Source organism: Runella sp. R5_40, from assembly GCF_057652295.1.
Genome location: NZ_JBYFCH010000023.1, coordinates 52,923 through 65,116, shown reverse-complemented (window position 1 = coordinate 65,116; position 12,194 = coordinate 52,923). Strand labels below are relative to the sequence as shown.

The window sequence follows — 12,194 nt, the reverse complement described above, 5'->3', positions numbered from 1 at the left end:
AAAAAAATCCCTAGAAAGGGAATAAGGGGGCTAAATTGCCCCTTTATTTTTGTTATCCCATGAACTACGAACAAACCATCTCCTATTTGTACAGCCGCTTGCCCGCTTTTCATCGCGTAGGAGCAGCGGCGATGAAAGCAGGATTGACCAACATTACGGCCTTGTGTGAAGCTTTGGGAAACCCACATACTCAGTTTAAAAGCATTCACGTGGCAGGCACAAATGGCAAGGGGAGTACCTCACATTTGCTTTCGGCGGTGTTACAATCTGCGGGTTATACTGTCGGATTACACACATCACCGCATTTAAAGTCGTTTACCGAACGCTTCAAAATCAATGGACAACCGTGCCCGACGCAAACGATTGTGGACTTTGTCGCCAACCACCAAGGCCTTATTGAGCGCATACAACCTTCATTTTTTGAAATAAGTGTGGCGTTGGCGTTTGATTACTTTGCACACCAACGGGTGGACATTGCCATCATAGAAGTGGGTTTGGGCGGACGGCTGGACTCTACAAACATCATTACGCCCCTTTTGTCAGTCATCACCAACATCAGTTTCGACCATACTGATTTATTGGGAGATACCTTAGAAAAAATTGCGGGAGAGAAGGCGGGAATTATTAAACCCCATGTGCCCGTAGTGATTTCAGAAACTCAGCCTGAGACGGAACCCGTTTTTCGGGCCAAAGCTCAGGAATGTCATGCGTCCATTGTCTTTGCTGATCAACACTTCCAAATCATGGATACTTCGCTAGCTGCTGGGTATCGAGAAGTTACTGTTAAGTCTATTACTTCGGTAATTAAAACCTACAAACTAGACTTACTTGGTAGTTATCAGGCTAAAAATGTCTTGGGTGTTTTGCAGGCGGTAGAAGAATTAAGAATGCAAGGGTGGGAGATAAGCGAGGCACAGCTTGAAGCAGGTTTATCCCAGGCTACGCAACTCAGCCAATTGAAAGGACGTTGGCAAGTTTTACAACAAATGCCAATGGTGGTGGCTGATGTCGCTCACAATGAGGGAGGACTCAAAGAAACCCTGAACCAACTCCATTACTACGATTACACAGGATTACGTTTTGTACTTGGTTTTGTCAAAGACAAAGACGTAGCTGGCGTACTGGGGTTATTTCCAAAAGAGGCCACTTACTATTTTTGCGCGGCTGATTTACCAAGGTCTTTGCCTGCAATCGAACTACAAACCGTTGCGGCCTCTTTAGGTTTATTGGGGGAGACGTATCCCTCGGTAACGGAAGCTTTTAACGCAGCTCTTAGTGAAACCCTACCTACCGATATTATTTATATTGGCGGTAGTACATTCGTAGTTGCTGAGGTGTAATAGTAGTCTATAAAACCTATTTATATTACTATATATGTTATATAAATAGGTTTAAATGTTTTTATTCAAAATGTGGTTTTTTGTACTTTTACAATTCGATGAGAATTGATTATACAGTACCAGATTACAGTTAACTTTTAAATATTAAAATCTTGAGCCGTCAGAAACTTATACGTTTTGCTGCAAATGCACTGGCTACCAATGTATTAGAGGTAGGAAAACCCTTGTTTGAAACCATTAAAGGAAAATGGAACGAAACCTACTTTTTGAACAATAATCCCATTGTGCTTGAATTGGCGTGTGGAAAAGGTGAATATACGGTCGGATTAGCCCAAGTTTTTCCAGATAAGAATTTTATTGGGATTGATGTCAAAGGAGACCGCTTGGCGATAGGCAGTCAGCAGGCTATGGAACTTGGTTTAAAAAACGTGGCCTTTTTAAGAACGAATGTTGAGTTTCTCCAAAACTTTTTTGAAGCAGGGGAGGTTGCCGAAATTTGGATAACTTTTCCCGACCCGTTCAATATTAAAAAGAGCCTGAGACGTCGATTAACGCATCCTCACTTTTTGGAAAAATATGTGGCTGTTATTAAAAAAGACGGGCTGTTGCATTTAAAAACTGATAATAGAGAGCTTTTTGACTTTACATTAGAGGAGCTTGCGCAGTTTGGATTTTATGATTTGGTTGCTACTTTTGACCTTTATCAGTCAGAATTACACGCCGAACACTTCGGAATTAAGACGCGTTTTGAGAAAATTTTTACCGAAAAAGGCTTTCCAGTTCACTATTTGCGGGGTCGCTTTTTAAGAAATTAAATGAATCTGAAGGTACTTTGAATGAAGAAGTACCTTTTTTATTTTCTTATAAATGAATAAAAATTCAAATATGAATAATTATTCATATTAAAAAATAAGTAGCTTATTATCAATAAGTTATATTAATTTATTTGTGATAGAAGGAATAGGAGAGAGGCATAAAAAAGGGGCTTTCTCATGATTGAGAAAGCCCCTTTAAATGAGAAACCATTATTATAGGAGAAATCAAAAGCTATGTTTTCTCAAATTAATAAGCGGGTTTTGCGAATTATTGAGAAATCAATTGTGCAAAAAACTTAACTGTACGAACGAGCTGGCTTACGTAGCTCATTTCGTTATCGTACCAGCTTACTGTTTTTACCAATTGTTTATCGCCAACTGTAACAACTTTTGTTTGCGTTGCATCAAACAAGCTACCGAATGAAGTACCGATGATGTCGCTGCTCACGATTTCGTCTTCGTTGTATCCGAAACTTTCGTTGCTAGCGGCTTTCATTGCAGCATTTACTTCTTCAAGCGTTACTTTCTTATTCAAAATAACAGTCAATTCGGTTAAGCTACCAGTGATTGTTGGTACACGTTGCGCACCGCCGTCCAATTTTCCTTTTAGTTCAGGCAATACTAAGCCGATTGCTTTAGCGGCACCTGTGCTATTAGGAACAATGTTAGAGGCAGCAGCTCTAGCACGTCTCAAATCGCCTTTAGGGTGAGGAGCATCAAGGGTATTTTGGTCGTTTGTATAAGCGTGAACAGTGGTCATGCTACCAATTTCGATGCCAAAGTTGTCGTTTAATGCTTTTGCCATCGGAGCAAGGCAGTTGGTTGTACAGCTTGCGCAGCTAATAATTGTTTCAGAACCATCCAAAATAGAGTGGTTAACGTTGAAAACAATCGTTTTAAGGTCACCAGTAGCAGGGGCGCTGATAACAACGCGTTTTGCACCAGCAGTAATGTGTGCTTCTGCTTTGGCTTTATCAGTAAAGAAACCAGTACATTCTAATACTACATCCACGTCGTGTGCTCCCCAAGGAATTTCTGCGGGGTTTCTTTGAGCATAGATAGTAACTTCTTCACCATTAACGATAATACTATTATCTGTAGATGTAACAGTTTCGTTGAATTTACCTTGAGCTGTGTCGTATTTTAGCAAATGGGCTAGTACAGAAGGGCTAGTAAGGTCATTAATAGCTACTACGTCAATGCCTGGCATGTTGTAAATCTGACGGTATGCTAATCTTCCAATACGTCCAAAGCCGTTGATTGCTACTTTTACTTTTGTCATTTTGCTTTTTGGTGGTTTAATGGGACATCTTTATTTACTTTCATGGGCAAAGATACTTATTTCTTTTTTATTTGTTAAAGGATTATTTTTTAGCAATACGATAAAATAGCTTACCTCACTTTAGTAGATATTAGTATTTTTTACTAACAAATAGACGTATTTTTAGTATTGACGTAGTAATATTGCTAAATACTTAGCATAATGTTTAGTATTTTACTAATAATTATACTAAGTAGTCGATAATGGTGCTAAATTAAATACTAAATCCACAATTTAGCTAAAAAGGATTATAACAAGCATTAGTAAATATAAACCAAAACGAATGGATACAAATAGAAAATAGAGTAGGAGAGTAAAACAGACGTAAAGTTGGAAAAGAGTGTATTTATTAGTAAATTACAGTATAAACCCAAAAGAAAGTAAAAGCATTGAAACATACGTATCACAGAAACTACAGTGCAAGAAACGCTGAACAAGACCATAAAAGCCACAAGACACACTTACAAGCAACAAAATAATATAATCCTATAGAAAAGTACATTTTTGCATATTAAAGAAATTAAGAGTGTTATAACCTTAAATAAACCTATATCAGAAGGTTAGATTAATTTAATTGAAGTACAACTTTAATCAAGAATGAAAGAAAAAGTACAAATTGAAGCTGCTTGGGAGAACAGAGAACTCACCAAAGACCCAGAAATCATCAAGGCAGTAGAAACAGTTATCACCGCCTTAAACGATGGAAACATCAGAGTTGCAGAACCAACAGCAGAAGGATGGCAAGTAAACGACTGGATTAAGAAAGCAATCCTCCTTTATTTCCCCATCCGTCAAATGGAACTAAAGGAAGTTGGTATATTCGAATACCACGACAAGATGAAACTAAAAACTGGCTACGACGCTTTAGCCGTACGGGTCGTACCACCAGCTGTAGCACGCTTTGGAGCGTATTTAGCAAAGGGGGTTATTCTGATGCCTTCTTATGTTAATATCGGCGCCTACGTTGACGAAGGCACGATGGTCGATACTTGGGCAACTGTTGGAAGTTGTGCCCAAATTGGAAAGCACGTGCACCTTAGTGGAGGCGTAGGAATAGGTGGCGTATTGGAACCACCACAAGCAGCGCCTGTCATTATAGAAGATGGTGCTTTTATTGGATCACGCTGTATCGTAGTAGAAGGTGCTCACATTGGAAAGCGTGCAGTTCTAGGAGCGGGAGTAACCATTACTGGTAGCTCAAAAATTCTGGATGTGACTGGCGATACCGTCATCGAATACAAAGGATACGTTCCTGACGATTGCGTGGTTATTCCAGGAAGTTATCCAAAAACCTTTCCAGCGGGCACTTATCACGTGCCATGTGCTTTAATTATAGGCAAAAGAAAGGCTAGTACCGACTTAAAAACATCGCTTAATGATGCTCTCAGAGAAAATAACGTTGCTGTTTAAGCAGGCGAGGAGAGAGGCCATTGCGCATTATAAAAAAAGAGACACTCATAGTGTCTCTTTTTTTGTGCTATTACCCCATAAAAATTACTGTCGTGTCAGCAAACTCTTCCAATAGTGAGAATTACCTCTGCTATCTTCAGCAATTGTTGATGCAAACATAAATCCAAATTACAATGTTTACAAGTAAATTATGGTAAATTTTTTTCAAATGTTCGAAAAGACAATTTTACGGCAATTACACAAGGTGTTGCCGTAAATAAAAACCAACTACCTATAAATGAGATAGTTACATTAATTTACAAGTGTTTACAAAACTGTACAAAATCAAGTATGTAAACATTCTGTAACCACAAATCAATTAACTTTGGTAAACATTTTATTACTTATGTAAACATACATTTGTTTATTGTTTACATATTATTACATTTGTGTAAACAATAACCGTTTACAATTCTATGGCAATCTATTCCGATTTTACCGACACTCGCTTTCTAAAAAATAATAAAATACGGGTAATCCTTGATGAAAACCATTTGAACGCTTCCCAGTTTGCGGACGCTATCGATGTGCAACGTTCTACCATTTCTCACATCTTAGCCTACCGAAATCGCCCAAGTCAGGACATTTTGGAGAAAATAGTGGCTTGGAACCCAAAATACAGCTTCGATTGGTTTAAAACCCAGACCCCTGAAGAGGACAAAATAATAGCTAAACTCATTGAAAATCAGGGCTATGGAGGTGCAAAACTTCAAGCACAAACGGCGTCAGAATTGCGTGAAAAAGACAAGTCGAACAAGATTACAGCTACAGTGGATTCTCGTTCTTCACAAATCAAGCAAGAACCTGTCGCAACTTCGTTTTCCAGTGATGTTTCAAAACCTCGCAAGGCGGTGCTTATAACCATTGTTTATGACGATGGAAGTTCCCAAGTAATTCCCGTCGATCCTAACTCTAAAATAAATCAATTACTTGGTCAGTAGTTTCCGCTTTAATTTACCCTGTTTATCACGCAAGCGCTTTTGATTTTAACTTTAAAAGTATCTACCAAAAGCGCTTGCGAATCTTGGTTTAAAAATCAGTTTTATTTTACTTTTTAAGCCCATAAAACGATTAAAAATATCAAGATATAAAAAGGGATTCCTTTTATGATTAAATCGCTTAGGTGGCCCTTTATTGATTATTTGAAAGTTATCAAACCGCATTGCTTTGCTAAAAAATGTGTTTGCTTTTATCCTCAATGGGGGAGCATTCTATCATTAGTTATTAAAAAATATTAATATACAGACTAAATAGACTTTATGTTCATGAAACAGTGCAAATACTTCATAATACACTAGCTATCAGGATATTACAAATAATAGTTCCACACATGTTTCACAAACGTTCCACGTGAATACATAACTATCTCATTATCAATAGCTTATTTTTTTCACTTCAAAAGGGTAGAAGTGTGGTGTTTAGGGCCAGGTAACACGCCCTTGAGAACGCAACTGCCGCGCTTGTAGAATTTTTAAGAGATGCGGGTATTTAAAGTTCAATTTATAAAAACCTTGCGAATCAAGTTTGATGTGCTCGGGTAACAATCCAAAAGTATCGGCAGGTAGCAAAACCTCCATTCGAGCAATAGGAACGTTATGTCCATCAATGGTCGAACAAATGGTGTAAAGGCACTCAATGTCATCGTAGCTAAACCGACCTACGTAGGCCAGTAGCTGGGCGCAGAAAGATTCCGCGTCATTGATGGATACTAAATTGATGGAGAGCGTCGCATTCATAAAATACGTTCCCGTTCCTTTATAAATCCCGTTCAACGACCGTACAATCACTTTACCGTCGGAGCCTATACTTACCAAATCCTTGATAATTAATTTTCGCTCTTCATCTAAGTAATACCGTTCGTACTTTCCGTGAAGATGTCGAATGCTCTGGTTTTGCTCAACGGGAAAATGTTCTTGGGCTTTTTCATAAGCGCTCGCTGAGTCGCTATTAAAAAAGTAATCCTGAATATCCGTTGGCATCGGCATTTGCTGACGACGCTTCTTGACATTCTTGGTCGTTTTTTTCAAAGCAGGAATCATTCCTTTATTCATAGGATGATACAATTAGGTTCTAGGACGTTAGTGACGCTGAAATCACAAATCATACCAAATATAAGTTTTTACACCATTATCTCTATTCTATTGTACCTATATATTGTTATTTTATCCTATAAAGAGAAAGAAATAAATGTATTATAATTTATATTATGTTAAATAAAACATTTACAATTCTAACCTCTGCCTTAAATCCACTGTATTTACAACCTTTTTATACAAAAAGACGTCTTTCTTTTACTTTGTATAAACTAATTTTGAACAATTACATATTCTCATGAAAACCATCATAATCACCTTATTTTTAGGCATTTTGATAACGGCTTGTCAGACTGATGTAAATTCTAACCGTGTTTTGACAAAAGCAAAACTTGTCAATGCACTCGCAGTTGATGGCTGTGGCTGGCACTTTGAAGTAAATTTGACCGATGAAATTGGCTCCTATGTTGCCAACGATGCTTCTAATGAGAAAGTAAACGCCTTAATCTCGCAAGCAAAAGATCAATATGGTATTTACGTTTTAGAAGTCGAAATGAGCTTTGAACTCACTGGGAAGAAGAAAAAAGTCACGTGTGGCTGGGGTAAAACTCCCGAATTTGACGAGATTAATATCCAAGAAATCAAGGTTTTACGTTAGCCCCCTCCCCTCCCACGCACAAAAAAAGCAGCATCGTTCAGATGCTGCTTTTTAATTTTAATGAAGTTAATTTTGGTTATTTTGCTTCTTCACAAACAACTTTTTTCTCTTCAAATTGCTTCAAAATGGTATCCAATTGCTTCATAATCTCTACCACTTGCTCTTCTTCTTTGATGGCTTTTGCCTTCACGAAGTAAGGTTGTGCTTGCTTAAATTTACCACACACTTTGGCTTCTACTTCTTTACCTTTCGTGTTGTAGTCTTTCATGTCCATCGCATCAACCACAGCTTTCATTTCAACTGCTTCGTTAAAATAAAATACGCCTAAATTGAAAAGTGCGTCATAATTGTTACCATCAATGCTCAATGCTTTGTCGTAGGCTTCTTTAGCTGCCGCACGTGATACATTTTGCTTGGCTGTCAAATCCGCTAATTTTGCACTTACATCCCCCAAAGCAGCCGCTTCTTCTTTTGCTTTTGCTAACTCTGCTTTAGCGGCTTCCCACTCTACTTTGTTTTCCTTCTGCTTGGTTTCAGCTTCTGCTTTTTGACGCTTTAAATCAGCGTTTTTTGGTTGCTTTGCAATTAAACCAGCAATACGCTTAATTTCATCTGCGAAAACCTTATCAGTCTCCTCTGCATCTTTGATTTTACGTTCTACACTAGTCGTCTTTTTTGCGCCATCTTTCAATTTACGAATTTCAGCGGCAATGACTGCACCTTCGTTGTCATTGATGATACCCAAGTTCAACGGATATTGGGCATTTTTAGGATCAAGCTCAATCAATTCTTTCAAACCAGCCTTAGCTTCTGTCATTTTATTCATATCCAAGTACACATTTACTTGCTCTGACTTAAAAGCAGCCTTACTTGCTGGAAGCGCTGTCATTCCTCTTTCAAGGATTTTGAGCGCCTTATCGTTTTGCTTTTCTACCCGGTATAGCTGAGCCAATAACGAATAGTTGCTGGCATCTTTACCTCCTTTGTCGATATAGCTTTCCATCATTGTAGCCGCCACATCATTTTTTTGGCTTTGCATGGCGCTATAAGCTCCGTATAATGGTGCTAAGGTATCTTTTGGATTAACTTCTTGGGCTACCGTAAAAAATTTAATAGCACCTGCATAATTCTTCACTTGAAACTTCTCAGCTCCTTGTTTAACAAGCGCTTGCCCCAAGTTCACACCAGAGTCATCTGTACCACCTGTTAAAAACTTTTGGGCTTCTTTGGTTACTTTTCCTGGCTTTGCCGCATCCACCTCTACTGCTTTTTTGAAAGAATCATAGGCCACCATTGCAGCACTTGAGTCCATTTCTGTGTATAAGCGAGCGATTTCATCATAGAGCTTACCGCGATCTAACCAGGTTGAAGATTTTGCAGCCGCTTTTGGATCTGCAATTGCTTTATCACTTTTCTCTTTGTCTTTTTTCTTTTGCTCTAACAAAAGTTTGTCCACCTGAGCCGAGGCAGAAACGGTAAACAATCCGAAAGCAGACATTAAAAACAGCTTCTTCATTTTTGGATTCGTTGTGTTAAGTGTTAAGTTGAAAATTTGTGCAAAAAACGGATACTCGTTAGGTTTATTGTTATTCAGTCGTTTCGGTTGATTCAGGTGTTTCAGTGGTGTTGTCCGCTATCAACCCTTCTTCTTCCTCCAATTCGTCTTTTTCAATCCGAGTAACCGACGAAATTTCGTCACTGTCGCTAAGTTTGATAAGGCGAACCCCTTGGGTATTGCGACCTGCCACCCGAATTTCTTGAACCGACATCCGAATGGCAATGCCAGAACGGTTGATAATCATCAAATCATCGGTTTCGCTCACTTCTTTGATGGCAACAAGGTTTCCGACTTTATCCGTGATGTTGAGGGTAGTTACCCCTTTTGCTCCACGGTTGGTAACCCGATAATCTTCGATAGGCGAACGTTTTCCGTACCCATTTTCTGAAACTACCAAAAGTTGCTTATCAGTACCACTCACGCAAAGCATACCAATCGCTTTGTTGTTTCCTTCTTCACCCAATTCTATCCCTTTAACTCCAGCTGCGGTACGACCCATCGGGCGAACGCGGCTTTCGTGGAATCGAACGGCTTTACCTTCTTTTGAGGCAATGACAATTTCGTTATCACCATTGGTTAGGGCTACATCCAACAAGCGATCTCCCTCATTGATTGAGATGGCGATGATTCCATTAACCCGTGGACGTGAATAGGCCTCTAGGAGGGTTTTCTTGATGGTACCCGATTCGGTACACATAATCAAGTAATTGTTATTGATGTAATCTGCATCACTTAACGTACGCACGTTGATTACGGCACGTACTTTATCACCCGATTCAATGTTGATAAGATTTTGAATAGGTCGGCCTTTTGATACTTTTGACCCTTCGGGGATTTCATAGACTTTTAGCCAATATAAACGACCAAACTCAGTAAAAATCAAAAGGTAGTTCAACATAGTTGCCGAAAACAAATGTTCGGTAAAGTCATCATCTTTGGTAGTAACACCACGAGACCCTACTCCTCCCCTGCCCTGGGTACGGTACTCACTCAAAGGGGTACGCTTAACGTAACCTTGGTGCGAAATGGTAATCAACATTTCTTCGTCCGCAATCATGTCCTCATCGGCAAACTCTTCGGCAGCGTACTCAATTTTTGAGCGTCTTTCGTCGCCATATCGTGCCCGAAGCTCGGCAAGTTCGTCCTTGATAACTTGGAATTTACGAGGTTCATTTGCCAAAATATCCAGTAAATCAGCAATTAACTTCATCAACTCATCGTACTCAAGAATGATTTTATCACGCTCCATACCCGTCAAACGTTGAAGACGCATATCGAGAATGGCTCTAGCTTGGGCTTCGCTTAAACTGAATTGCTCAATCAAACCATTACGGGCAGTTTCTGGGTCACGCGCACTACGGATAAGGCTGATGACTGCATCTAAATTGTCTAAGGCAATCAACAAACCTTGTAGAATGTGTGCTCGTTTTTCGGCCTCTTTGAGTTCAAATTGCGTACGACGCGTCACAACCTCTAAACGGTGTTCAACGTAGTATTTGATAAGGTCTTTGAGATTGAGCAGTGCAGGACGTCCTTTTACAAGCGCAACGTTATTGATGCTAAACGAAGACTGCAACGGGGTGTATTTGTACAAGTGGTTTAAAACAATATTTGGGATACTGTCTTTTTTCAACTCAAATACGATACGAACACCTTCGCGGTCAGATTCATCGCGAATGGCTGAAATTCCCTCTAATTTTTTCTCATTGACCAAATCAGCGATACGTTTAATCATATCTGCTTTATTGACCATGTACGGAATTTCAGTCACTACGATTTGCTCGCGTCCCGTTTTAGTTTGTTCAAAAGTTGCCACTGCACGCATCACCACGCGCCCACGCCCTGTTTCGTAAGCAGAACGAACCCCCTGGTATCCGTAAATAATCGCACCTGTTGGGAAATCTGGCGCTTTGACGTACTGGATTAATTCAGAAACGGTAATATCGTTGTTATCAATGTAGGCGATGGTACCATCAAGAACCTCGGTGAGGTTGTGAGGTGCCATGTTAGTCGCCATACCTACCGCAATCCCTGATGAACCATTGAGGAGCAAGTTGGGAAGTTTGGCAGGAAGAACACTTGGCTCTTCGTCCGAATCGTCGTAGTTTGGTTGAAAATTGACGGTATCTTTGTTGATATCCACCAGCATTTCTTCTGCAATGCGCTTGAGACGTGACTCGGTATAACGCATCGCTGCGGGCGAATCTCCATCTAACGAACCAAAGTTTCCTTGACCATCAATCAATGGATAGCGTAACGACCAAGGTTGCGCCATACGAACCATGGTATCGTAAATGGACGAATCCCCGTGTGGGTGATACTTCGCCATTACGTCCCCGACCGTACGTGCCGATTTTTTGTAGGGGCGATTGTGCAGGAAGCCCGATTCAAACATAGCATAAAGCACCCGTCGGTGGACGGGCTTGAGTCCGTCGCGGGCATCGGGAAGGGCACGCGAGATAATTACCGACATTGAATAGTCAATGTAGGCCGTCCGCATCTCCTCCTCGATGTTAATTGGGATAATGTTGCTGGTGTTTTCTGACATAAATTAAATTTAAATGCTTATATGTACAAAAATACACCAAATACTTTAGATAGGCAAAATTAGCGACGTTTACCCCGTTTTTCGGAGGCTTGGCTGCGCTTTTCAGCTTTCGTTCTGGGCATTCCAAACAGGTAAGGTTTGGGTAATGTACCTCTACCGCGCACCACCCGCTTTCCATGACTGTGATTGTATTTCACTTTGCATCCTTTGATAGGGCACTGACGGTACCAACACCCTTCAAATGTGAGTGCTACAGCAAACATTAAGATAACTAAAGCGGCACGTTTCATGGAATCTTTTTCATCAAGAAGACCAAGATAGTGAGGAGACGTACAAAAACCAAAAAGTTCAGTTGCTCTATCAGTTGAGCTATGAGGCGTTTATTTAATCAAATCAATTTTAAAACAAAAAAGGCTACGAAATTCGTAGCCTTTACGAGCCCCCAGCCGGGATCAAATCGCAGGGGCGACCC

General features: G+C 39.9%; 9 protein-coding genes. 5 read left to right on the top strand and 4 right to left on the bottom strand.

All coding sequences use genetic code 11. The annotated features are described in order from the left end of the window. Positions 1-59 precede the first annotated feature (59 nt). Together AC23N5_RS26460 and trmB are read left to right on the top strand one after the other, a co-directional pair. The gene (locus tag AC23N5_RS26460; protein WP_487757850.1) at positions 60-1,340 is read left to right on the top strand and encodes a bifunctional folylpolyglutamate synthase/dihydrofolate synthase; all 1,281 of its coding nucleotides are present in this window, start codon (positions 60-62) and stop codon (positions 1,338-1,340) included. A 152-nt stretch (positions 1,341-1,492) separates the two neighbouring features. After that, positions 1,493-2,155: a tRNA (guanosine(46)-N7)-methyltransferase TrmB gene (gene trmB / locus AC23N5_RS26455; RefSeq protein ID WP_487757849.1), complete on the top strand. Its 663-nt coding sequence runs from the start codon at positions 1,493-1,495 to the stop codon at positions 2,153-2,155. A 268-nt stretch (positions 2,156-2,423) separates the two neighbouring features. Here the strand turns inward: trmB and gap are convergent, their stop codons facing one another. Continuing rightward, positions 2,424-3,437, bottom strand: a complete 1,014-nt coding sequence (gene gap, locus AC23N5_RS26450) for a type I glyceraldehyde-3-phosphate dehydrogenase (protein ID WP_122930549.1) — start codon at positions 3,435-3,437, stop codon at positions 2,424-2,426. A gap of 636 nt (positions 3,438-4,073) precedes the next feature. Between gap and AC23N5_RS26445 the strand changes: the two genes are divergently transcribed. Together AC23N5_RS26445 and AC23N5_RS26440 are read left to right on the top strand one after the other, a co-directional pair. Next, positions 4,074-4,886 carry a 2,3,4,5-tetrahydropyridine-2,6-dicarboxylate N-succinyltransferase gene (locus AC23N5_RS26445; RefSeq protein ID WP_183972871.1) on the top strand — a complete coding sequence of 271 codons (813 nt, stop codon included), beginning with the start codon at positions 4,074-4,076 and terminating at the stop codon, positions 4,884-4,886. Positions 4,887-5,341: 455 nt separating this feature from the next. Next, entirely contained in the window at positions 5,342-5,866 is a 525-nt protein-coding gene (locus AC23N5_RS26440; RefSeq protein ID WP_487757848.1) for a helix-turn-helix transcriptional regulator, read from the top strand. Positions 5,867-6,343: 477 nt separating this feature from the next. Here the strand turns inward: AC23N5_RS26440 and AC23N5_RS26435 are convergent, their stop codons facing one another. Further along, on the bottom strand, positions 6,344-6,976 hold the full coding sequence (locus AC23N5_RS26435) for a hypothetical protein (protein WP_487757847.1): 633 nt from the start codon (positions 6,974-6,976) through the stop codon (positions 6,344-6,346). 280 nt (positions 6,977-7,256) lie between these two features. Between AC23N5_RS26435 and AC23N5_RS26430 the strand changes: the two genes are divergently transcribed. Continuing rightward, positions 7,257-7,616: a hypothetical protein gene (locus AC23N5_RS26430; RefSeq protein ID WP_487757846.1), complete on the top strand. Its 360-nt coding sequence runs from the start codon at positions 7,257-7,259 to the stop codon at positions 7,614-7,616. 76 nt (positions 7,617-7,692) lie between these two features. Here the strand turns inward: AC23N5_RS26430 and AC23N5_RS26425 are convergent, their stop codons facing one another. Further along, positions 7,693-9,132 carry a tetratricopeptide repeat protein gene (locus tag AC23N5_RS26425; RefSeq protein WP_487757845.1) on the bottom strand — a complete coding sequence of 480 codons (1,440 nt, stop codon included), beginning with the start codon at positions 9,130-9,132 and terminating at the stop codon, positions 7,693-7,695. Between the two features lie 70 nt (positions 9,133-9,202). Beyond that, positions 9,203-11,722 carry a DNA gyrase subunit A gene (gyrA, locus tag AC23N5_RS26420; protein WP_487757844.1) on the bottom strand — a complete coding sequence of 840 codons (2,520 nt, stop codon included), beginning with the start codon at positions 11,720-11,722 and terminating at the stop codon, positions 9,203-9,205. Between the last annotated feature and the right edge of the window lie 472 nt (positions 11,723-12,194).